This window comes from Bacillus sp. FSL R9-9497 (assembly GCF_038005805.1).
GTDB classification, from domain to species: Bacteria; Bacillota; Bacilli; order Bacillales; family Bacillaceae_G; genus Bacillus_A; species Bacillus_A cereus.
The window spans coordinates 3,432,171-3,456,477 of sequence record NZ_JBBOTY010000001.1 but is presented as its reverse complement, the minus strand read 5'-3'; the positions used below and the strand labels follow the sequence as shown (position 1 = coordinate 3,456,477).

The window sequence follows — 24,307 nt, the reverse complement described above, 5'->3', positions numbered from 1 at the left end:
AACTGTATTAATAGGTGAAATGAACAAAAGGAAGTGGGATGTATGCGATACGAAATGGGTTTATATAATAAACCGTTTCAGTCAATTCAATCAGGAAAAAAAGTATATGAAGTACGCCTATACGATGAAAAACGTCAACTAATAAACAAAGGTGATGAAATCGTATTTACGAATCTTACGACAAAAGAAATGATGACGGTAAAAGTAACGGAAATAAAGCGATACGAGAGCTTTAAAGCTATGTATGAACAAATCGATAAAAAATTATTGGATTGTGAAAATGATAGTTTAGAGGAAATGTTAGAAAGTACATACAAAATATATACGAAAGAACAAGAAAAAGAGTGGGGAACAGTTGCGATTTGTATTGAGGTAATAAAATGATAAGAAATCGCGGGGCGGCTATCATTGTACAGGAAGGAAAAATCGCTCTTATAAAACGTATTCGAGAAGAGGAAACATATTATGTTTTTCCGGGCGGAGGGATTGAGGAAGGTGAAACGCCTGAAGAAGCAATGAAAAGAGAGGTATACGAAGAATTAGGGGTACATATAAAAGTGGAGCACCTTATTGCAAAGGTAAAATATAAAGGAAATGAATATTATTATGCTGCCTATATTACAGGCGGAGTGTTCGGAAGCGGAACAGCTGAGGAATTTCAGTGGGAAGATAGAGGAAGTTATATTCCGTTATGGCTACCGATAAACGAGTTGGAAAAAGTGAATATAAAACCTTATGAAGTGGTCGAAAATATATTTAGTCATTATAAAATATAACGTCTGACAACATACAAAAAAAACCATTGACATAGGCTTCTGATTTAAGTATTGTATTCGAGTATGTTTATAATCAGGAGGTTTATATGAGCAATCAAACTACTACACATCATGTGAAAATGACAACAGCGGATCCATCTGGAATTGGTCTATTTGGATTAGCGATGGTAACACTTGTAGCATCATCTCAAAAGTTAGGCTTAACAGATGGCGTTTCACTTGTATTACCATGGGCAATCTTTTTAGGAGGATTCGCACAAATCTTTGCTTGCATTCACGATGCAAAGCATAACAATACATTCGGTACGACAGCATTTGGTGCGTACGGCCTATTTTGGTTAGGTGTTGGAATGACTTGGTTAATTCAACTTGGAGTATTTGGCGAAAAATTAGCACAAGCTGCAGATTCAAAACAGCTTGGTGTAGCCTTTATCGGATATTTGATTTTCACAATCTTTATGACGATTGGTGCAATGGAAACACATAAAGTATTATTTATGATCTTCGTCCTTATTGATTTCTTATTTATTGGTCTTTCATTAAGTACTTTAGGTGTTATGCCGCACGCAATGCATAATTTAGCAGCATATTCTGAACTTCTTATTTCATTGTTATCTTTCTACGGTTCAGCAGCAGCAGTGTTAAACACACACTTCGGAAAAGTTGTTTTACCAGTTGGAAAGCCGTTTGGTATTTTTAAAAAGTAATAAAAAAGCACAGATGATTGTATAGTCATCTGTGCTTTTTTATTTATTCCGCTCTTTGTGGGCTGTCTGAAAAAGCTTGATTGGTGAGGACTCATTAAACTTTCACTTTATCCCGCTATTTGCCGGGCAGTAAGACCCCCGCCTCAAAATTCAGCGGAAACAAAGAAGTTAGGTGGGGGATGAATACCCCGCTGATTAAAGTTTCACTTTATTTGAAATAAGTAATGTGAAATGTAAATAAAAGTAGAAAAAATAAATTGAAATTGATTCTCATTATTAATATAATGAGAATGAGAATCATTTATTGTTAGAGGGGGATGCCAAAGTGGCAAAAATTTTAATAGCTTATGCAAGTATGTCAGGAAATACAGAGAGTATTGCTGATTTAATTAAAGTTAGTTTAGATGCTTTTGATCATGAAGTAGTATTGCAAGAAATGGAAGGCATGGATGCTGAAGAATTATTAGCTTATGATGGAATCATTTTAGGATCTTATACGTGGGGCGATGGTGAATTACCATTTGAAGCGGAAGATTTTCATGATGACTTAGAAAATATAGATTTAGCTGGGAAAAAGGTAGCGGTATTCGGATCGGGTGATACGGCGTATGAACTGTTTTGTGAAGCGGTAACGATATTTGAAGAACGTCTTGTGGAACGCGGTGCAGAGCTTGTACAAGAAGGGCTGAAAATTGAATTAGCTCCAGAAGATGAAGAGGATGTTGAAAAATGCAGTAATTTTGCAATTGCATTTGCTGAGAAGTTCTAAGAATGGGAGTGTCAACGTGGAGACAATGTTAAGTGCAACTGCTATTACAAAGTTAAGAGATGGAAAACTGTTGTTAGCTACTACATATAATGGCTTATTTGTTGAACAAGACGGAGAATGGAAACGAATTTTAAATGGTTTTCAAAAACGAATTAGGGATTTACATAGCGAAGATAATGTAGTTTATGGTGTAGGTGACGAAGGGATTTTTATTCGTAGTATGAATGGTGGAGAGAACTGGACAATTCAGCGTTTTCCAACAAAAGCAACGAGTTGGAATGTATGTAGCAATGTACAAGGAACTGTTGTTGCTCATGGAGAAAAAATGCTGTATCTTTCTAATAATTTCGGTTCGACATGGGAAACTATTCATCCGTTTCTTGAGTATGGCAGTGCGGCACCGTCTATTCGATCGTTATTTTTATATAAACATTACTTATTTATTGGTACGAAAATACATGCTAAATATGGTGGTGTTTGGCTCTTTGATTTGAAGACACGTAAATTAAAGAGGATTAAAATTGCGATGAATCAAATGATCTCCGCGTTGACTTTACACAATTCTTATTTAGTAGCGGCAAGTGGATCGTGCAAGGGAGTTAGCGGGAATATTTCTTATTGTAAAATAGATGAAAGTATTGCAAGTGAAAAAATATATTGGCACACATGTCAAAGTGAGCAGAAAGCAAGTAGTTATTTAGACTTAAGTGTAGATCAACATGTTTTATATACAACTTCAACGCAAAATAAGGCGGGTATTAGTAGTGTGTGCCGTGTGCTTCTTGAAGAAGGTATTGTTACAGTATGTGATTCAGTTAAAGGGCACGGATGGCGCATTGTTAATCAAAAAGATGGTTATGTAGTAGCCGGATCAGGTGAATTAAAAGCAATGCAGTGGGAACAAAAAATAATTTAAGAAAAAAACTTTACTTTTATTATATTGATATGATATAGTGTATTTAAACCATTTTACTTTTAATAATATAGAGATTTAAATGAGCTGTAACTTCCGAGGAGGATAGCAATGTTAAATCTCCTCAGGGGTTGCAGTTTTTTAATATCTGGCTTATTATTGTAAGGTGGTTGAAAATGAATATGTACATATAGGTACATTGTAGGAGGATTTTTTTCATGCAAAACGGTAAAGTAAAATGGTTTAACTCAGAAAAAGGTTTCGGTTTCATCGAAGTTGAAGGCGGAGAAGACGTATTCGTTCATTTCTCAGCTATCCAAGGCGAAGGCTTCAAAACTTTAGAAGAAGGTCAAGAAGTTACTTTCGAAGTAGAACAAGGTAACCGTGGACCTCAAGCTACTAACGTAAACAAGAAGTAATTTTTGAAAAAAGAAGGGCTCGCCCTTCTTTTTTTTTGCATTTTTATAGATGTCCTCCTACTTACATATCATAACGAGACTGAATTTTCATTTATTTATTCGGAGTATTTTTGTATAAAGTACATGAATAAATAAATACTGAAAATAAAGTGTTTGTGTGAAAAGGAATTTAGAAAGAGGTAAATAAATTGAAAAACGCTACACATTTTATTGTGTTTGATATTGAGAGGAATTTCAGACCGTATAAATCAGAAGATCCGTCAGAAATAGTTGATATCGGAGCTGTAAAAATAGAAATAGGTACGATGAAGATAATTGAAGAATTTTCGGAGTTAGTAAAACCAAGTGCACGATTAACTCGTCATACAACAAAATTAACCGGTATTACGAAAAAAGATTTAATGGGTGTAGAAAAATTCCCTCGAATTATAGAGAAATTTATTCAGTTCATCGGCGAAGGTTCTATATTTGTTTCATGGGGAAAAGAAGATTATCGCTTTCTATCTCATGATTGTACATTATATGGTGTTGAATGCCCAAGTATAGAAAAAGAAAATAGAATTGATTTGCAAAAATTTGTTTTCCAAGCATATGAGGAATTGTTTGAACATACGCCAAGTTTACAATTTGCGGTAGAACAGCTCGCTTTAACGTGGGAAGGAAAACAGCACCGTGCTTTAGCAGATGCTGAAAATACAGCAAATATACTTCTTAAAGTGTATAGCGAGAGAGATATTAATAAGCGATACAAAAGACATGGTGAACTTGAACTTGTAAAAAACGGAAAACTAACAGAAAAAGCGAAAAAAAAGATGCGAAAATGGGTGTTTAAAGAACTAAAGAAAAATACAGAACGCCCATTTGAATGGAGTACATTTGAAAGTAGTGACACGTGGGAAAGTATAACGGAAAGATATTATATAAGTGAAAATACAGTAGAACTCCTGAAAAAACATTTTCGTACAGCAGTGAGAAAAGCGGAACGGCAGATTAGGTATTTGGCTGAGATGGAGGAGAATACAGAGGTTAAATGAATTTCTCCTCCATCTCTAACTACATACATGTAATAACAGCGTATTGATATTAAATAGGCATCAACTTGTTGTTGTGATGGTGCATTATAATTGCTTTGGGAGTGTTAAGACGTAATAAGAGTTTTAAACCGTATTAATAAAATAAAAATATATATAAAGAAAAGAGTGTAGTTTAATGGAAACAATCTTTAACATTTTAACTGTTTTAGTTTTTTGGATAATATTTACCACACAATTAGCATTAACTACACTTTCTTTCATAGTAAAGAAGGATTGGAAAAAACTTAATATCTCTTTAAGTTGTGGTGTATTAAAGTTTAAAATAGAAGAGTAAGATTGAGTTTTGTACAAGGGAGGTGTGATAGTGGTAGACTTGGATATTAAAGATGTCACAGTAAAGATGGAATTAAACGGTGTCTTTTGGAATGAGGATCGGATTGCTGAAATGAAGGTGACTACAAAAGAAGAGCATTCTGTTATTCTTCGTCTAGTAGTTGATTTAGAAAGTAAAACTATTAGGGCGACGAGTGCGGAAATAGTGAATGGATTCTGCCCTCTGTGCAAACAGAAAAGGGACGAATGTAGTGAACTTAATGACTTGCAAAACAAAATGGAAATTTTAGAAGAAGCCTACGATTGGGTGAGAGAACATCCGGAATATCGTTTTCAATTATCTTTTTACGAGTACAATAAATTTGAAGTAGTAAAGTGAATTTTGCATCTTAACAACTTATAGAAGGACTTGGTCAACTAGAAATATTGAAGTAGATATTTCTAATGGAAATAAGCTTGTATAACAAGGAAGGGATGTATTTGATTCTGCAACAAATGTCATCTTGCATCAAAAAAATTTGAAAATAAACATGTTTTATTATAAAGCAGAAAAATCGATTCTTAGTAGAGTCGGTTTTTAATATAAATAAAAGAGCGCTTATTAAAAGCGCCCAGTAACAACAGTTATATGGAAGTATTTATCCCGTAAAAGCCCGATTGGTGAGGGTTAATAATTAGTGGGGGATGAACAAAACCCCACTGATTAAAGTTTCACTTTATTCAATACCGCTCGGATCAAACGAATACTGCTGCTTATTCTCAATCCGCTCAATCACATCTTGCAGCTCATCCGGCTTCAGAAACTCAATAGGAGAGAAGCCTTTTTCAAATGTAAGTGTGTCTGCTTCAATCATAAGTACATATCGATCATTTACCTTCGCAATATGTATTTGATCCCCGAAATCCGCAAGCAACGCCTTCACAGAGATATGATCGGCTTTTAGTTTTAATTCCACTTCAGGAGCATGCTCAACGATTTGAGCGGTAGCTTCCATTACTTCTTCGGTTGAAAATTGTTCCATAATTTCGCGTTTCGGACTGGCAGCCCATACTTCCATTGCTTGGTCGAATTGTTCGCGTTCTTCCGTACCTTCTTCAAATACATCTTCAATTTGGTCATATACCATGTCCATTACTTGTGTTTTCATAATTTCAGGCATAGAGCGTTCATACTCGACGAATTTTAAGAAGTCTTCAAAATAACGGGCGTGTGATGCTTGATGAATTTTTAGTTCGCCTACTTCAACCATCCCTTCTTCAGGCATGTACGGATATTGGATAGATTTCATATTCTTTGTTGTGATGGCCATTTCAACGTTACGAATCAGTGTTGATTCATCAGAAATAGAAGCAACCTTTGGTTCAAAGTCGCATTTCATTACGAATACGAATGGATCATCAAAGTATTTGCGTAGTTTTGCCTGAGCAATTAAAAATACACCACCACGTACAGCGCTTGTGTCAAGATATGTATAAACGAGAGGTTCGCTCATATCTTTAAAGTTTTCTTTTGTTTCTGCAAAGCGAATACGATTAAAAAGGTTGTAATGAGGGTTTGAATCAAGTTCGTGCCCTTCTTCTACAATAAAGCGACCAATTTTTGTTGGGGCTTGTTCTGTTTTTGCATGACGTTCTACTTTTCGCTTCGATATTTTTAATAACTCACCATTCAAAAATTCTTTTAAGGAGCTATCTTCATATTCTTCAGCGTCTAAAGTTTGAAAATGTTTGTAGCGTTTATCAACTGCTTCACCTTTTCCTTCTACTTGTACAACATAAAAGGAAAGATAATTTATTTCAAAATCCATATTTATCACCTTGTTTCATTTCATTAACTCTTATCAGTATAGAGATGGAAAAAACTTTCGTCAATTTATATAAGGAAGGGGGAGCCCCTTCCTTATATAATTTTTATTTTTTCAATTAAAATCCGTCTTCTAATGCTGCGAAAGGAATATTTAGTCTGTTTTCTACTGTGCGTAAACGTTGGTTTAAGCGGTTGAGTCTACGTGTATGGCGCTCAACTGTATTTTCTAGTTGACGTACTCTTTGTTCAAGCTCATTTACGCGTCTTTCTAATTGACGATTTCCAGTGCCAGGAAAAGAGATTGGAAGTTGGAATTGTCTATTTTGGTCGTATGGATTCGTGTGCTCTGCTTGATCTATATAAGATTGATATTGTGTTTGTAAGTCATACTGTGGTTGTTGGTACGCATATTGATTATATGGATCATATGGATTGTAGGGATACATAATAACATCCTCCATTTCTTTAAAATAGGTTGAATACACCATAATGTATGTGCAAAAGCGGAGCGGTGGCACGGCAAATACCTATTTATGTTGACGGGATTTCTCTTTATCCCGCTATTTGCTGGGCAATAAGACCCCCATGTCAAAATTCAGCAGAAACAAAGAAGGTCGGGATGCCCGTAAAACCCCCACTGATTACAATTTCACTTTATAAAAAATAGCTTGAGGGTTTTTGATTTGTATTTCTTTTGTTTAATGGTATATACTGGATAAAAGGGGGAGTTTACATAAAAGTTACAATTCTATCAAACTCAAACTTTTATGTAAATATGTATAGACATTTATAAAAGAAAAGAGTAATTTATATAGAGTGAAAAATAACTTGTAACATTTTATAAACATATTGTAAAATGATTGTAACAAAACATACATAAAAATGAAATAAATACATAATAGTGATGTTGGGGAAAGGGAGAGAGTATATTGTTCCGTAAAGTAAAGGGTATATTAGTTGGGGTGTTATGTGTAGCTATAATGAGTGGCTGTGGTGCAAAAGTAAGTGATGTTGCATTGGTAAGTGATATTGGTGGGCACACTGTAGAGGCTAAAGCAGAAGTACAGGATACTATTAGTTTAGTTGATGGTCGAACTGGTACTGAAGTGAAAAAATTAGATTTATCTGGTTTAGGCTATTTTGAAGATGAAGCGAAATTTAAAAAGTCTGTAACAAAGGTTGTTGGTGAGGTTGGAAAAAGCGTCGACAAAAAAATGGTTCCTTCACGTATAGCACCTGATGGAAGTTGGCAAGAAGGAAAACCTTCTTATGAATTAATGGAAAAAGAATTAGTAGATAAATTGTTAAACGTTGGTATGTGGGATGCTACGTATCAGTTGCCGATCGTGGAGAAAAAACCAGTCGCAACATTAAGTGATGCGCAAGGAAATGGTACGGTAATTGGTAGATATGAAACGAACTTAGGTGGTTCAACAGGTGGCCGTATTGAGAATATTCGTTTGTCAGCAGCGAGCATAAATGGAGTTGTGTTAGCAAAAGGAGACCGTTTCTCTTTTAATTCATTAATCGGTGATACAACACCAGATAAAGGATATCAATTAGGGAAAGAAATAGTTGATGGTAAATTAGTAGATGGATATGGTGGTGGTGTTTGTCAAACATCTTCAACTTTATACAATGCAGCAGATCAAGCTGGCCTGAAAATGGTGGAGAGAACTACACATTCTAAAACGGTAGGTTATGTTCCACAAGGAAGAGATGCTACAATTGCATATCCATATTTAGATTTAGTATTTGAAAATACGAATGATGCACCTGTGAAGCTTTATATGGGCATTCAGGGTGGAAAACTAGTTGCTGAAGTACATAAAATGAGATAAGAGTTATAAAGCCACCTTTTCTGAAATTTAGAAAAGGTGGCTTTTTTATTATGAAAATAAAAATGTATGTAAATTCTGACTTTTCTTATTTACATAGGATGATTTTAGTTGTATCCTTCATAGTAACGGTTATATGTAATGGAAAAATATAGGGATAAGGAGATGGAGTTATTCATGGTACAAATTCATCCGAAAACACGTATTGGTCATATTGAATTTAAAGTGAAAGATTTAGAGCGTCAAATTGCTTTTTATGAAAATGTTGTAGGATTAGAGGTAATTAAGCAAGAGGGGAATAAAGCATATTTATCTGGAAAAGGTGGAAAGAACGCGTTACTTGTTCTTGAAAAGTTAGAGGACGGGGTACTGCAAGAACCGCGTACGACTGGTATATATCATGTAGCCTTTTTAGTTCCGACTCGTGAAGCTTTTGCTTCTGCGCTATTTGGGGTTCTTCGTAATAAAAATGTAATTGACAGCCCGGATGAGCAAGAAGGGCGTTATACATATTCAAATGAAATTTTACCAATTTCAAGGTTTAATAGTGCAAGTGATCATACATATAGCGAAGCTTTTTATTTGCAAGATTTAGAGGGGAATGGTATTGAAATTTATGCAGACCGTCCGCACGATCAATGGGGAGAAGGGCCAGGAGGAAGTACACCACTTGATTTAAAAGAATTGGCAACACTCGTTGATTATGAGTTTGATGGTTTGCCTGCTAATACTGTCGTTGGGCACGTACATTTACGAATAGCTGATGTAGAGAAATCACATGAATTTTATGTGGAAACAGTAGGTTTTGAAGTACAACAGCGTGAAGAGGATTGCTTATTTATTTCAGCAGGGGAATATCATCACCATATTGGTGCAAATACGTGGAACGGAGTAAACAACCCACACCCACCAGTACATGCAACTGGGCTAAAAGTGTATACGATTGTACTACCGTATAAAGAAGCGTTAGATGAAGTGAAAGAAAGATTAATAGAAAAACAACATGAAATAAATGAAACTACAAATGGGTTTGTGGTGGTAGATCCAAGTGGTATTACAGTGCAGTTTGAAATAGAAGCAGTGTAAAATAAGCGAGAAAGTGTATAATCACTTTCTCGCTTATTTGTGATCATTCATAGCTCAATCCAATATCTTCTTACTACATTCCCATCTTCCTCAGTGAAATCATCATCACGAAGTCCGCCGTTATGTAAAATCGTTTTTTCAGAAGCGGTATTCACTGCGTCGCAAACGACAAGTACTTTCGTGATGTCTAATTCCTTCGTTTTTTCTAATGATAATGCTAGTAATTTCGTAGCATAACCTTTTCTTCTTTCAGAAGGGCGAATGCCATAACCGATATGACCGCCAGCGTTAAATAAATGTTTGGTTAAACTATGACGTATATTAACAGCTCCGACAATTTTATTTTCATCTGTAACAAGCCAATATGTAGAGTCTGGTACCCAATTTTTAGGGATATTTATTCCTTTATGCGCATCGAGAAGTTCTTGAACCATAGCTGGGAAGTTGGCAGAATTTTTTGAGATAACCCACGGGATCATTGTTTCACCGCTATCTTTCCATTCGTTATAGAAATCTAAGTATTCTTCTTGTAAATCAGTAGTAGGCGTAAGTAATGAGACGTTCATTGTTAGTAAGCTCCTTTGTTTATGTAGTATTTATAAAAAATTATGATACAAAATGAAAGCGTTTTCTGAAGTTTCTCAACCTAATTTCATGTAATCCATCTTTGTTTTTTTAGAAAATTAGTGGAGGTTTAAAATTAGAAGTTATTTATTTTATGTTAATATTTTAAATATTAACATAAAACAGTCGGAGTATTAAGTGTATTTTAGTAGTATTCCTTCATGTTGATAAATGGATATTTGTGATAATTTTTGTTTTATCTATCTATAATGAATGAAAGGGGGAAGTGCCCGTGAGTGTAGATTTTGATTTTATTATACGAATCGGTGTTGCTGGCTTGTTAGGAGCAATGATTGGTATTGAAAGAGAAATTCGATCGAAAGAAGCTGGATTAAAGACTCATTTCCTCGTAGCGGTAGGAAGTGCGTTAATAATGGTTGTTTCGAAATATGCCTTTTCAGATATTGTGTTTGAGGAGCATATGTCTCTAGACCCAAGTCGTATTGCAGCACAAGTCGTTAGTGGAGTTGGTTTTTTAGGTGCAGGCACAATTATTATTCAAAAGCAGGCGGTGAAAGGATTAACGACCGCGGCTGGTTTATGGGCTACTGCCGGTATAGGATTAGCAATTGGAGCGGGAATGTATGTAGTAGGCATTGGAGCGACGATTCTCGTTTTAATTGGTTTAGAAATTGTAAGTCGTATTTTTAAGGTGCAATTTTTATTTCCACAAAATATAACAGTGCAAATGTTTGTAAATAAACATGAAGCGGTACAACAAATATTAGAAACACTACAAGTGAAAGACATCCCAATACTCTCATATGAGGTGGAAGCTTCACAGCAAAGTACAGAAACTGTTTATAAGGTAGGGATGCAACTGAAAAATATATCGTCAGAAGAAAAGAATGAGTTTATTCAGCATATGCAAACATTACCGGAAGTTACGTTTATAAAGTTAAAATCATAGTGTTGAAAACGAGGATAGATGTAGCAGAAATTTTGCTATTATCTATCTTTTTTTGATATAAAATGCACGGAAAGTCAAGCGTTAATTTTACAGGGAATGGATACATGTGTGAACGTTACCTTGTTTTTTTCTCAATACAGGACAAAAAGTAAAAATAGTAAAATAATGGAGCGGGACACTAAAAATGTAAGGTAGGGGAGAGCATGAAAGGCTATTCAAAGAAAATGTTAGTAGGGGTAAGTTTTGCTAGTTTAATGTTAGGGAGTTTTCAAGGGGTAAGTTTGGCAGAAGATACTAAGGGAGAGCAAGTTTCTTATCGAAATGTGCTAAAAATGGAGCCAGTCGGTGTACAACTACCAGTACAAGAATTAGCTCATTCATCGAAAGTGCTCGAAAGCAAGTCTTTTGAGAAAAGGTTACAATTTGCCGATTTATCACAAAGACCACCTGAGGTGAAAAAAGAAAGTAAGCAATTAGCTGTAGCGAAAACTTATACAATTGCTGAATTAAATCAATTAAGCAATCAGCAGTTAGTAGATTTACTTGTAACAATTGATTGGGAGCAAATTACGGGGCTATTTCAGTTTAATACAGACAGTCTAGCATTCTATCAAAATGATAGTAGGGTGCAGGCGATTATTGATAAATTGAAGCAGCAAGGACAAGCCTATACGAAGGATGATTCAAAAGGGATTGAGACATTAGTAGAGGTATTACGTTCAGGATTTTATTTAGGATTTTATAATTCGGAACTTAGTAAATTAAATGAACGGAGTTATCATGATAAATGCTTACCTGCATTAAAAGCGATGGCTAACAATTCAAATTTCAAGCTGGGTACATTAGAGCAAAATAGAGTGGTATCATCATACGGAAAGTTAATAGGAAACGCTTCGAGCGATGTGGAAACGATAACATCGGCTGCAAAGATTTTTAAACAATATAATGATAATTTTTCTACATTAGCAGATAATCTTTCAGCTGGAAATGCTATTTACGATATTATGCAAGGTGTTGATTACGACATTCAATCGTATTTGTACGATACGAGGAAAGCACCGAAAGATACAGTATGGTATCAGAAAATAGATAGTTATATTAATGAATTAAGTCGTTTTGCATTAATGGGAACGATTACAGCAAAAAACGGTTGGCTTATTAATAATGGCATTTATTATACAGGTAGACTCGGTACGTTCCATAGTACAGGAACGAAAGGGTTACAAGTTGTAACAGATGCGATGAAAATGTATCCGTATTTAGGGGAGCAATATTTCGTAGCTGCTGAGCAAATTGCAACAAATTATGGCGGAAAAGATGCAAATGGTAAAGTGGTGAATTTAGATCAAATAAGAGAAGATGGAAAGAAAAAATATTTGCCAAAAACGTATACGTTTGATGATGGGGCAATTGTTTTAAAAGCTGGAGATAAAGTGACAGAAGAAAAAGTAAAACGTTTATATTGGGCGGCAAAAGAAGTAAAGGCACAATTCCATCGTACGGTTGAAAGTGATCAACCTTTAGAAAAAGGAAATCCTGATGATGTATTAACGATGGTTATTTATAATAGCCCAGCAGAATATCAATTTAATCGTCAATTGTACGGTTATGAAACGAATAACGGTGGTCTTTATATAGAAGGAACAGGTACGTTCTTTACTTATGAGCGTACGCCAGAAGAAAGTATTTATAGTTTAGAAGAATTATTCAGACACGAGTTCACGCATTATTTACAAGGTAGATATGAAGTACCAGGGTTATGGGGACAAGGGAAAATATATGAAAATGAAAGATTATCTTGGTTTGAAGAAGGAAATGCTGAATTTTTTGCAGGGGCAACGAGAACGGATAATGTTGTACCGAGAAAGAGTATTATAGGAGGATTATCTTCAAATCCAGCAGAGCGTTATACGGCAGAGCGAACGTTAAATGCAAAGTATGGAACGTGGGATTTCTATAATTATTCCTTTGCTTTACAATCATATATGTACAATAAGAGATATGATATGTTCGATAAAATACATGATCTTATTAGGAAAAATGATGTAACAGCATATGATGCATATCGCTCTACATTAAGTAAAGATGCGAATTTAAATAAAGAATATCAAGACTATATGCAAATGCTAGTTGATAATCGTGAGAAATATAATGTGCCATTAGTATCAGACGATTATTTAGCGAATCATGCATCGAAGCCAGTTTCAGATATTGCAGCAGAAATAACAGCGGAAGCAAAATTGAAAAATGTATCAGTGAAGAAAAATAAATCACAGTTCTTTAATACATTCACACTACAAGGAACATATACAGGAACTGCAGCAAAAGGAGAATATGAACATTGGAAAACAATTACACAAAACGTTAATGATACGTTAAAACGTTTAAGTGCAAAGGAATGGACAGGCTATAAAACAGTAACAGCATACTTCGTAAATTATCGCGTGAATACATCAGGACAATTTGAATATGATGTTGTGTTCCACGGTATTAATACAGAAGAAGGTGCAGAGAATAAAGCACCAGTTGCAGTTATAAACGGTCCGTATAGCGGAAATGTAAATGAAGCAATTTCATTTACAAGCGACGGATCAAAAGATGAAGACGGGAAAATTACTTCGTATAAATGGGAGTTTGGTGATGGAGCAGTAAGTAATGAGCAAAATCCAACTCACGTATATACAAAAGAAGGAACGTATACGACGAAATTAACGGTAACAGACGATAAAGGAGCAACTAATACTGCTACAGCGACTGTAACTGTTCAAAAGAAAGAAGATAACAGTGTAGAAAAAGAACCGAATAACTCATTCCAAACAGCAAACAAATTGCAGTTAAATCAAGTTTTACGTGCTAGTTTAGGAAATGGCGATACAAGTGATTTCTTTGAAATTAATGTGGAGACTGCTAAAAACCTTCAAATTAACGTAACGAATGAAAATAATATCGGAATGAACTGGGTACTTTATTCTGAAGCAGATTTAAATAATTATGTTACGTATGCTCAGCAACAAGGGAGTAAACTAGTAGGTAGTTACTATACGTATCCAGGGAAGTATTATTTACATGTGTATCAGTATGGCGGGGGGACAGGGAATTATACGGTGGAAGTGAAGTAGTAAAAGGGGAGTTGTCTTGTTCAATGAATGGAAAAAGGTCTGTACTTTAATGAAAAAACAACTGCAGGCAATGTCTCTAATGATAATAACAAATTAAGTGTCGCGAGATGTTATATTTATATTAAACCAATCTAATCAGTAAATAAGATAAAATTGATGAACTAGTATTTCATCACGATGTAAGAAAAGTTATAAATATTAAGTGTTTTTAATTGAATTAAACTAAAGGATCAGAGTGTATCTGTAACAATAGATAGGCTCTGATCCTTATTATATTTAATTAACGCATATGAATTTAAGATAATTAATAAATAAGCTAGCTAGCGGGATTCTTAAAATTCATTTATGTAATTAACTAAACAGAAAATTGTTATCACATTAGCAAGGGATACTAATAGAAAAGCGTGTCCCTTTACCTAATTCACTCTCTATTTCTATATCTCCGTTTAATTCTCTAATAATACTATAAGCAATCATAGTACCAAGCCCAGTTCCTTTTTCTGTTGTTGAATAGAATGGCAAAGCAATTCGTTTTATTTGTTGAGATGACATCCCAATTCCTGAATCAATAATATCAATTATGATATTTCCTTTTACTTTTTGTATATTTATTTGTAATAATCCACCATTTTTCATAGCCTCAATTCCGTTTTGGATGATGTTGTTTAGACAGAGTTTGAATTTTTCGGGGTCCCCATTTATATAAAAGGAATCTGTACTATTTTGTTTGATTTCAACTTTGTATGATAGAGCGAGTGGTGAAATAGTATCTTTCACCTGATTTAAAATGTGATTAATATCTATTTTTTCTTTTAGGGTGTTCTGTGGTTTGGTTAAAGATAAATAGTTATTAATAGTAGATTGTATTTGCTGCATTTCAATTAACATGATTTCTAAGTATTGATCCTGAGATAGCTTAGAGGCATGTTTTTCATTTAATAATTGAGTGAATCCATGTACCGTGGTTAGTGGATTGTGGATTTCGTGTGCAATTGACGCTGCTAGTTCGCTAGCTATATAAAATTTTTCAGCCCGTTGCAGTTTTTCTTTCATTTTATATTTCTCAATCATTTCCTCTATAAAATAAACTGATAATAATACTGTGAAAATATTAATGACTATATAATTTAATAAAAATTCTATGAGAGTAGAGTCTATTTTACCTCCTGTATTTATTTGAGTTACAATACCGCAAATAGAAAGGGAAGCTGTACATACTAAAATAAGAAGTAAGCTTAATAATATCTTTTTTTCTTTAAAATACATAGGTAATAAGTAACGAGAGAGCATTGTTATAACAGAAATGATAGTAAAGATAATAAATGATGGAAGAACGCCATTTCCGCCTAAGTAAAACCGGTAAGAAAGATATAAAATTCCTATAAAAACAATGTTTTTTGTATTTCCATATAGAAAAACTAATATTATAGGAATAAAACGTAAATCATAAATAAATCCCACATGTAAATGAAAAGGAAAAGTCATACAAAAAATAATAGCAATGGAGGAAAGGATAGAAAATAACATATTATTACATGTTATTTTTTCTTTAAACTCTAGCCAAAATACGTGATAGCTAAGGATACAAATTATTATAATAAAGGTATTTAATAAAAGAGTAGAAATTCCCATAGTTTTGCATCTCCGATAGTTTGTAAGTAGAATTATGTATGAGTTGGACATAGATGTTTAGTATTAGTAGACTTTTTATCTAAAAAAAGAAGGGTACTTGAAAAGTGCTGTCATATTACTCGTATTAAAATTGATAAGGAAAATAGAAAAAATAATAGATAAAAAATCTATTTAAATTTATGTACATATGAAATTATAAACTAACTTTTGTATAGGTGAAATTTGGATTGAGTTACTGATAAAATAAGTCTTTTTAAGTATGAATATTCTGTGAAAATGATATGCGTGGTGACTCCTGTTTTGTAGCCTTCGTTATATTAACATGGAATATATCAAATTACAAAGTGAAATTTTAGAAAAATTTTATTAGTACATTTTATCTGAAATAGAAATGCTATTCATTTGAGTATTTTGGTACTTACTCGTATAAAACTTTGTTAGAAAAAGACTTTAAAATTCACATGTTTTTTATGAAGTGCAATATTGTAACTTTATCTATGTGGCTTTCTCAATAACTATTAAGTTGAAAAGTTAAGATATATAGGTTTATAGATATGAATTATTACATAAAAACGCACTTGGAAAAGGATGTATGATGGTAATAGAATACAAACATCAAGGGGGAACTTAAAATGAAGTTAAATAAACTAGCGCTTAGTTGTGGAGTAGTTTCAGCATTAACACTTGGTGTGTTAGGGAATAATACTTATGCTGAAGAAGTACACAAAACGAATGATCCAATTCATGTAGTTGAACATGTTTCTGCAGACTTATTATTAACCCAAACAATGGATTATAGTGGCGAGGCTGTAACTTCTTTCGTATATGATGGGAGTACTGACTTAAGCTTTTCTATGAAAAATAATGGTCAAAATACAATGGGATATAGTGTAAAAGGTCCAAATACAGAGCTAATTGTTGGTGGTTATATAAAACCTGGAGAACAACAAATTAATGTTACAAATGTACGGAATGCTTTATCTCCATTACCGAATGGAACATATAAAATTTACGTTTCAAATGATGATGGTTCTAAGGGGCAATTCCAAGTTTCAGTAAGATCTATGAATTAAATTTAAAACGCTTTGTTTTTAAGTTAATTTAATCTTTGCTTATTGGAAAGAAGCTAAAATGAATTGAGAATTACCGATAAAAATGAAAACGAGCACCTTATCTAATTGTGAGAGGGTGTTCGTTTTTTGCTATTAAACAGAAAATAATTATAAATATATTTTGATATCCCCATTGCTAACCTACTAGATTGTGTCAACGAGAGAATGGCTACTATAAAAGATATTAAAATAAAGATGATGTAACATTCCGCTAAATTATATGGGGAAATAGAAAAACCACCCTTATATGAGTGGTTTTTAGTAATTATTTTTAGGTTATACATTTAAAATTAGGCTAAGTTATAGAAATAATAAACATTTAATCCGTTGTTATTATTTTGGTTCTGGATAATGATTGTAGTATGAGATTCTAATAAATTCTTGGTAGACATTTGTTAATTTGGCATCTCTAAGAGCATCGTTGAATTTTTGCATACGTACACTCCCTTGAGCGTAGCCTCCACCTGGAGTATAAGGGTTTCTAGCTTCAAAGTCATCCAAAAATACTTTTAATTTTTTATAGTCTTGAGATTGATAGAAAGCCACGGCCTCTTCAGGAGTGACATCAAAGTAAGAGGATGACGTTGAGTTATAAGAAGCTGCTTGAGCAGTAGGTGCCTCTAGCATAGTTGCAGCTCCACCGAACATAGTAAGCGCCATAGAAGATACAATAATTTTTTTAAACATAATAAAACCTCCATGTAGAATATTAGATTAATAGTAATTCTGTAATCATTATAGTTACAATGAAAATGATTATCAAATGCAATATTGCATAATATATCCCGTTATTTTTGGGCAGTAAGACTCCCGCCCAAAAATTCAATGAAAGCAAAGAAGTTAGGTGGGAATCGGGCGAATTAAAGTTTCACTTTATTATTTGAACGAGAAGTCACCTTTATATTTAAATGGAGGAGTGTAATAGATTAAAAGAGGTGTATAAATTACTCAGGTTAACAAGAAAATGAAAAGGCTATTTTTAATAGGGGAAAGCTTAATAACTGGAGTAAAGGAATTGCTATTTATATATTTAACATACATATTTGTCTTTTAAATTGTAGGCGTGTTTTAGAATTTGTATATAGTAAATTCGTTAAAAAACTTGATAAATAATAAAATGTGTAAATTTTTTGACTATTTTATTAAAATTATTTAATATTTGTAATTTATTGTTTTATAATGATAATTGGGTCGATCGTGAATGTTTTAGATATTGCGATATATACTCGGATTAATTTATTCTAGGGAGGTTACAAAATTGGGTAAGAGAGTCATTATAAGAGTTTTTACATTATTATCAGTACTGGCATTATTCCTTAATGTATTTTTACCTAGGGCTAGTGCAGAGGTTATGACGCATGAGAAATATTCAATGGACTGGAGTTATAGTAATAGTCTAGGTAAGTACATTCGCACTGAAATGATTAAAAATTCAAGTGGTCAAATTGCTTATTGCTTAACCCTTGGATTAAAATCACCAAATGGTGAAGATCTTCCTGAAATGGGGAAAACAGATAATGTAGTATATAGAGTCTTATTAAATGGTTTCCCGCAAAAAAGTGCTGAACAGCTGGGAGTAGCTAATAAAAATGAAGCGCATTATGCAACGCAACTTGCGGTTTGGAATGCATTAGGTCAACTCAATGTAAATGAATTAAAACATGAGAATAAAAATGTTGAAAAAGCAGCTAAGACAATTATTAATGCTGCTAATAATAGTGGGGATACGCAAGATATTTATATGAATGTTATCCCAGCTGAAAAACAAAAAGCAGAATTAAAAGGTGAATTCTTCGAAACGAATCTATATACAGTACAAACAAATGCTAAGAGTGGTTCTTATAAAGTAGTAGCGAAAAATGCACCTAATGGAGTTAGAATTGTTAGTGAAAATGGAGAAGTGAAAGATCAGCTTTCAGTTGGAGAAAAATTTCGTATCCAAATTCCTAAAAATACAAAAACGGGTGAATTTAATTTAAGTGTTGCTGCTAATTTAACTAAAGTTCAAGCAATTGCTTACCGTGGTACGGATACTGTTCAGAATGCTACAGTACTATTAGAAAGAAATGAAGAAAAGCTTAGTAGTGATCTTGCAGTAAATTGGGAAGCAGCTGGTTCTTTAAAAATTAAAAAAGTTGGAGAAAATGGAGAAGTTTTAGCTGGTGCAGTATTTGAGGTCTTTAATGCAAATAATGAATCAGTCGGAAAAATCACGACTGGTGCTGATGGTATGGCAGAATTAAACAACTTACCAATTGGTACTTACACATTAAAAGAAATTAAAGCACCAACAGGCTATGTTTCAGATGATAAACCACAAACTATTGAAGTTAAGACAGGGGAAACAGGAGCTGTCCAAATAGTAAATAACAAAGTAAAAGGTAACATCGAAATTAAAAAGCTTAGTGATTCAGGAAAGATTTTACCAAATGTTGAATTCACAGTCTTCACTGAAGATGGAAAAGAAGTGAAAAAAGTAGTAACAAAAGAAAATGGAATTGCAAACGTTGAAGATCTTACGTATGGTAAATATTATTTCTTAGAGACAAAAACACCTAATGGATATATTGGAAATAAAACAAAGTATCCTTTTGAAATTAAAGAGCACAATAAAACACTTACTTTTACAGTGGAAAATACCGAAGTGAAAGGTAGTGTAAAATTACTAAAAGTAGATAATGAAGATATTAGTAAAAAATTAGAAGGTGCAGCATTCGAGCTAAAAGATGCAAGTGGAAAAGTAGTTGGGGAATATAAGACAGATAAAAATGGTGAGATTAACGTCAAAGATTTAGCGTATGGTAAATATTCATTTGTAGAAAAGGCTTCTCCAAATGGTTACGTTCTTGTTAAAGAACCGATTACGTTCGAAATAAAGGAACATGGAAAGATTATTGAGTTATTGGCAGTTAATCATCTTATCAAAGGTGATCTAGAAATTACAAAGGTAGATGTGGCTGATGGAAATAACAAGCTTCCAAATGCAGAATTTACAATTTATAACGAAGCAGGAAAAGAAGTAGTAAAAGGTAAAACAGATGATAAAGGTATCGCTAAATTTGAAAAGCTACCATTTGGAAAATACACATATAAAGAAACTGTTGCACCAAACGGTTATATCTTAAATGAAGAGACGTTTTCTTTTGAAATTAAAGAGAATGGTCAAATCATTAAACACGTTGTCAAAGATGAGAAGATTCCTTCAATTAAAACAACAGCATCTGATAAAAAAGATGGTACAAAAGAAATGCACACTTCTAAGTCTGTAACAATCCAAGATAAAGTGGAATTCAAAGACCTACAAGTAGGTAAAGAGTACACTTTAAAAGGTAAATTAATGGATAAAAAGACTAATAAATCATTCGTTGTAAATGGTAAAGAAGTAACAGCTGAAACGAAGTTTACACCAAAAGAAGCAAATGGTTCTATTACATTAGACTTCACATTTGATGCAACTGGTTTAGAAGAAAAAGAAGTAGTAGTATTTGAAGAGTTACTGAAAGACGGAAAAGTTGTTACGACACATGCTGATATCAATGATAAAGGTCAAACAGTTAAGTTCGTTAAGCCATCAGTAAAAACGACAGCAACAAATAAAGCTGATGGTGGAAAAGAGATTCATTCAAAGGATTCTATCACTATTCAAGACAAAGTGGAGTATACTAACTTAGTTGTAGGTAAAGAGTACACTGTAAAAGGTAAACTAATGAACAAAGCTATTAACAAACCATTATTAATTGATGGTAAAGAAGTAACAGCTGAAACGAAGTTTACTGCAAAAGAAAAGAATGGGTTTGTAACATTAGACTTTACTTTTGTTGGTGCTGAACAGCAAGGAAGAGAAGTAGTCGTGTTTGAAGATTTATTACATGAAGGTCAAGTAATTGCAACTCATGCTGACATTAACGATGTAGGTCAAACAGTTCGATTTGTAGAACCTTCTATTAAAACGACAGCAACAAATAAAGCTGATGGTTCTAAAGAGTTAGATGCTTCTAAATCTGTAACAATCCAAGATAAAGTGGAATACAAAGACTTAATCGTGGGTAAAGAATACGTAGTAAAAGGCAAACTAATGGATAAAGCAACCAACAAACCATTATTAGTTGATGGTAAAGAAGTAACAGTAGAATCTAAGTTTACTGCTAAAGAGAAAAATGGTTCTATCACACTAGATTTCACATTTAATGCTTCTGCATTACAAGGTAAAGAAGTAGTAGTATTTGAAGAACTGTATCAAGATAATATATTAGTAGCTATTCACGCTGAAATTGAAGATAAGGGACAAACAGTGAAATTTAAAGAGGGAAAATCGGAACAACCTAAACCAGAACAGCCAAATTCAGATGAAAATACGCCAACACCAGAGCAACCTAACGAGCAAGTAAAAGAACAACCACAACTTAAGAAAGAAATTCAATCTAAAATTGGATGGTTACCGCAAACAGGTACTAATCTTACAAGTTGGATTTCTATGGCTGCAGGAGCATTACTGTTAATTGCTGGTGGAGTTATTTTCTTAAAACGTAAAAACGCATAAAAACTAAAAAATAAGCACATCTGTTTTTATAACAAGATGTGCTTATTTTTATCATTTTAGCCAAGAAGACTCCTATATTTAAGCGTGAATGGCATTTAAAATAGCAACTTTATTTGTAGTAAACAATACATAATTTTGTTTTACTGTTTTAATTAAAATACGGTCTGTTGTCCCATAAGCTGTTCCAATACGTATTACATCTACTTCTTCAACACCAGCATAGGTAGCATCTTCGGTAACCTCAATCACATCACGTAATGGAATTGTAATCTCCGCCAATTGCCATGAAATAATTAACTCTTCATTTGTTTTTTTTACATTAATGCCTAGCATTATACCAAGACCTTTCAATAATAATAATATGCTACACTTCTAATCTTATTATATAAATTTTTAGATTATTTATCTATATATAGGAATAGAATTTATTTCTATTTGTGAGCATCTTAATGATGTCAAACAAATAGAAGGATATACAGTCTTTCTATTAAGAAATATGTTAAGAACAAAATTTTACTTCAAATTAATATGAATTTGATATGGTTGAGATATTATGAACGAGAAACAGTAAGAGTTGCAGGAAGGAAATGAATAATGAGACTTAAATTAGTAGGGATTTTCATTTGTGTAATTATGATGTTAGGTATCTTTATAATTTACACCAATCAATCTATTGGTAAAGAATCAGATAAGATGAACTATGAATCTCGTGAAAACTTCATAAATAAAGAGAAAGATAGTAGAGGAAAAAGGCAATCAAAATACAATGAAAGTTCTTTTGCTAGTATACAGGCTGTAGTTAATAAGGAATATGGATTACCCGAAGACTTAGTGGACAGGATTGTTACTGCATTAACAGATAAACTTAATGTGTAAATTATTCAGTGTTTATGAATTCTATTATTACTATTTAAAGCCTAATTTCTCAATGTATTGTAGAGAAATTAGGCTTTTTTTATCAATTCATTAAAGTTTTTATAATTCAAGGACTCAAGTTAATGATTATATTTTCAAGTATTCGTTTTGAGCTACATAGATATAGTTTTCGTTGCAACTGTTTGTTGAAATATTTTATCATGCTCAACAATAACCATTGTGGGATTAAATTGTTGAATAAGTTCTTCAATCTGCATGCGGGAATAGATATCTATAAAATTTAGTGGTTCGTCCCATATATATATATGAGCTTTTTCACATAAACTTTTAGCGATAAGCAGTTTTTTCTTTTGTCCACCAGAATAATGAGATATATCTTTTTCAAATTGAATTCGGTCAAAGTCCATCTTACTTAGGATGGACTTAAATAAGGTTTCATCAATCTTGTGCTCTTCAATAAAGCCTGATAGTGATCCCTTCAAATGAGAAGTATCTTGTTGGACATAGGAAATGATGAGTCCTGTACCTAAAGTAACTAAGCCTGTATGCTGTATCGGATGTCCTAGAATTAGTTTTAGGATACTACTTTTTCCGCTCCCATTCGTTCCATCAAGTACAATTCGGTCACCTTGTTCAACTATGAAGCTAATCGGCTCATTCACAATTTGATCATTGTACTTAACGGACACGTCAACTAAAGTAACCAATTCATTTGATTTAAATTGCAATTGTTCCAATTTTAATGACTCAGTTTTTTCCACATTTTTTAGTAATTTTGATTTTTCCTCAATAGCTTTTTGTTGCCTTGATTCAAGGTTTTTTGCTCTTTTCATCATCTTCGCTGCTTTATGTCCTACAAACCCCTTATCCAACTTAGAGCCTGAATTCCTCGTTCCATTTTTTGAAGCTTCCACGTCATGAGACCAACTTGCTGAACGTTTGGAAGACTGTTTTAATCGCCCTATGTCTTTTTGTAGACGCTCATTTGTAGCCTTCTCGTGTTCTTGCTGTCTATCAAAATTTAACTTCCAAGAAGAATAGTTACCACTTTGAACTTCAATATTTGCTCTATTAATAGATAGGATATGGTCAACGCACCCATCTAAAAAGATTCTGTCATGTGAAATTAAAATAAATCCTTTTTTCTTCCTTAGATAATCGGAGACTATCTTTCGTGCATCTGTATCTAAGTGATTTGTTGGTTCATCAATTAATAGAAATTGACCCGCATTTAAAAACAATGCAGCAAGCAACACTTTTGTTTGTTCCCCATTTGATAATGTTTTAAATGGTCTGTACATGACCTCAGCATCAACATTTAAATAGGATATCTCACGTAGAAGTTCCCAATCTGCGGCTTGGGGACAAATTTCTTCAAGGATTTCATGAGTGAATTTGTTCTTATCTGAAACAGAGTAGGGGAAGTAATTGAATTCTACTGAAGCAAGGATTTTCCCGCTATACTCATAATTCCCTAACAATAAATTAAAGAATGTCGTTTTACCTCGTCCGTTTCTACCGATAAATCCCAGCTTCCAATCCGTATCTATTTGGAAGTTTACACTTTCAAAAATATTATCAAAGCTACCTGGGTATGAAAAAGTTAAGTCTTGGACCTTTATCATTGACATAATAATTCCTCCTTTATATATCGAAACGTTTCATATAAAGTCGGAACATCCATCCATTTTTTAATTCCTCTATATAAGTTTGATGGATATTAACGACTTATATAGAGCATTACATGTGTAACAATAGTATCTGAAGTACTCATTTTTCTCGCTCCTTTATTTGTGAAGTACATTTAACAAT

Annotated in this window: 21 protein-coding genes and 1 pseudogene; 15 read left to right on the top strand and 7 right to left on the bottom strand. The window is 33.2% G+C overall.

From position 1 onward, the window contains the following. Window positions 1-42: 42 nt before the first annotated feature. The 8 genes from MKY21_RS17750 to MKY21_RS17715 all read left to right on the top strand — a co-directional run bounded on the left by MKY21_RS17750 (window position 43) and on the right by MKY21_RS17715 (window position 5,330). The gene (locus MKY21_RS17750; protein ID WP_001268347.1) at window positions 43-384 is read left to right on the top strand and encodes an ASCH domain-containing protein; all 342 of its coding nucleotides are present in this window, start codon (window positions 43-45) and stop codon (window positions 382-384) included. After that, window positions 381-776 (top strand): NUDIX hydrolase, encoded by a 396-nt coding sequence (locus tag MKY21_RS17745; protein ID WP_000620826.1) that lies wholly within the window; start codon window positions 381-383, stop codon window positions 774-776. The genes MKY21_RS17750 and MKY21_RS17745 overlap by 4 nt, the downstream gene beginning before the upstream one ends. Before the next feature lie 86 nt (window positions 777-862). Beyond that, window positions 863-1,483, top strand: a complete 621-nt coding sequence (locus tag MKY21_RS17740; protein WP_000070938.1) for an acetate uptake transporter — start codon at window positions 863-865, stop codon at window positions 1,481-1,483. A 325-nt stretch (window positions 1,484-1,808) separates the two neighbouring features. Continuing rightward, window positions 1,809-2,252: a flavodoxin gene (locus tag MKY21_RS17735; protein ID WP_001062752.1), complete on the top strand. Its 444-nt coding sequence runs from the start codon at window positions 1,809-1,811 to the stop codon at window positions 2,250-2,252. 16 nt (window positions 2,253-2,268) lie between these two features. Then, window positions 2,269-3,168, top strand: coding sequence for a WD40/YVTN/BNR-like repeat-containing protein (locus MKY21_RS17730; protein WP_000449494.1), 900 nt, complete (start codon window positions 2,269-2,271; stop codon window positions 3,166-3,168). 215 nt (window positions 3,169-3,383) lie between these two features. Further along, a complete protein-coding gene (cspB, locus tag MKY21_RS17725) occupies window positions 3,384-3,584 on the top strand; it encodes a cold shock-like protein CspB (protein ID WP_001179150.1) in 201 nt (66 codons plus the stop codon). 188 nt (window positions 3,585-3,772) lie between these two features. Then, a complete protein-coding gene (locus tag MKY21_RS17720; protein WP_000786421.1) occupies window positions 3,773-4,618 on the top strand; it encodes an exonuclease in 846 nt (281 codons plus the stop codon). 364 nt (window positions 4,619-4,982) lie between these two features. Continuing rightward, window positions 4,983-5,330: a hypothetical protein gene (locus MKY21_RS17715; RefSeq protein ID WP_000227983.1), complete on the top strand. Its 348-nt coding sequence runs from the start codon at window positions 4,983-4,985 to the stop codon at window positions 5,328-5,330. Window positions 5,331-5,667: 337 nt separating this feature from the next. Here MKY21_RS17715 and MKY21_RS17710 read toward each other — a convergent pair whose 3' ends face one another. Both MKY21_RS17710 and MKY21_RS17705 read right to left on the bottom strand, forming a co-directional pair. Next, the gene (locus MKY21_RS17710) at window positions 5,668-6,759 is read right to left on the bottom strand and encodes a DUF3900 domain-containing protein (RefSeq protein WP_000345046.1); all 1,092 of its coding nucleotides are present in this window, start codon (window positions 6,757-6,759) and stop codon (window positions 5,668-5,670) included. A gap of 115 nt (window positions 6,760-6,874) precedes the next feature. Then, a complete protein-coding gene (locus tag MKY21_RS17705; RefSeq protein WP_000283715.1) occupies window positions 6,875-7,204 on the bottom strand; it encodes a hypothetical protein in 330 nt (109 codons plus the stop codon). Between the two features lie 483 nt (window positions 7,205-7,687). On the opposite strand from MKY21_RS17705, the gene MKY21_RS17700 reads away from it, so the two are divergent. Continuing rightward, window positions 7,688-8,599, top strand: coding sequence for a VanW family protein (locus tag MKY21_RS17700; protein WP_000488971.1), 912 nt, complete (start codon window positions 7,688-7,690; stop codon window positions 8,597-8,599). Window positions 8,600-8,773: 174 nt separating this feature from the next. Next, a complete protein-coding gene (locus MKY21_RS17695; RefSeq protein WP_341077053.1) occupies window positions 8,774-9,682 on the top strand; it encodes a VOC family protein in 909 nt (302 codons plus the stop codon). A 47-nt stretch (window positions 9,683-9,729) separates the two neighbouring features. On the opposite strand, the gene MKY21_RS17690 is transcribed toward MKY21_RS17695, so the two are convergent. Continuing rightward, complete coding sequence (locus MKY21_RS17690; RefSeq protein WP_341077050.1) at window positions 9,730-10,248, bottom strand: GNAT family N-acetyltransferase; 519 nt, start codon at window positions 10,246-10,248, stop codon at window positions 9,730-9,732. A 290-nt stretch (window positions 10,249-10,538) separates the two neighbouring features. Between MKY21_RS17690 and MKY21_RS17685 the strand changes: the two genes are divergently transcribed. After that, a complete protein-coding gene (locus tag MKY21_RS17685; protein WP_044795257.1) occupies window positions 10,539-11,216 on the top strand; it encodes an MgtC/SapB family protein in 678 nt (225 codons plus the stop codon). A gap of 203 nt (window positions 11,217-11,419) precedes the next feature. After that, entirely contained in the window at window positions 11,420-14,335 is a 2,916-nt protein-coding gene (gene colA / locus MKY21_RS17680) for a collagenase ColA (RefSeq protein WP_000679528.1), read from the top strand. A 378-nt stretch (window positions 14,336-14,713) separates the two neighbouring features. Here colA and MKY21_RS17675 read toward each other — a convergent pair whose 3' ends face one another. Continuing rightward, window positions 14,714-15,967 (bottom strand): sensor histidine kinase, encoded by a 1,254-nt coding sequence (locus MKY21_RS17675; protein ID WP_000513019.1) that lies wholly within the window; start codon window positions 15,965-15,967, stop codon window positions 14,714-14,716. A gap of 632 nt (window positions 15,968-16,599) precedes the next feature. On the opposite strand from MKY21_RS17675, the gene MKY21_RS17670 reads away from it, so the two are divergent. After that, window positions 16,600-17,040, top strand: a complete 441-nt coding sequence (locus MKY21_RS17670; protein WP_000773471.1) for a hypothetical protein — start codon at window positions 16,600-16,602, stop codon at window positions 17,038-17,040. Window positions 17,041-17,412: 372 nt separating this feature from the next. Here the strand turns inward: MKY21_RS17670 and MKY21_RS17665 are convergent, their stop codons facing one another. Next, the gene (locus MKY21_RS17665; RefSeq protein WP_000473483.1) at window positions 17,413-17,766 is read right to left on the bottom strand and encodes a hypothetical protein; all 354 of its coding nucleotides are present in this window, start codon (window positions 17,764-17,766) and stop codon (window positions 17,413-17,415) included. 571 nt (window positions 17,767-18,337) lie between these two features. On the opposite strand from MKY21_RS17665, the gene MKY21_RS17660 reads away from it, so the two are divergent. Continuing rightward, window positions 18,338-21,619 (top strand): VaFE repeat-containing surface-anchored protein, encoded by a 3,282-nt coding sequence (locus MKY21_RS17660; RefSeq protein ID WP_044795256.1) that lies wholly within the window; start codon window positions 18,338-18,340, stop codon window positions 21,617-21,619. 78 nt (window positions 21,620-21,697) lie between these two features. Here MKY21_RS17660 and MKY21_RS17655 read toward each other — a convergent pair whose 3' ends face one another. Then, the gene (locus MKY21_RS17655; RefSeq protein ID WP_000900695.1) at window positions 21,698-21,952 is read right to left on the bottom strand and encodes a SunI/YnzG family protein; all 255 of its coding nucleotides are present in this window, start codon (window positions 21,950-21,952) and stop codon (window positions 21,698-21,700) included. Window positions 21,953-22,213: 261 nt separating this feature from the next. Between MKY21_RS17655 and MKY21_RS17650 the strand changes: the two are divergent. Then, window positions 22,214-22,447 (top strand): annotated as a pseudogene (locus MKY21_RS17650) (hypothetical protein); the annotation flags it as partial. 200 nt (window positions 22,448-22,647) lie between these two features. Here MKY21_RS17650 and MKY21_RS17645 read toward each other — a convergent pair. Beyond that, window positions 22,648-24,126, bottom strand: a complete 1,479-nt coding sequence (locus tag MKY21_RS17645) for an Lsa family ABC-F type ribosomal protection protein (protein WP_000061795.1) — start codon at window positions 24,124-24,126, stop codon at window positions 22,648-22,650. Between the last annotated feature and the right edge of the window lie 181 nt (window positions 24,127-24,307).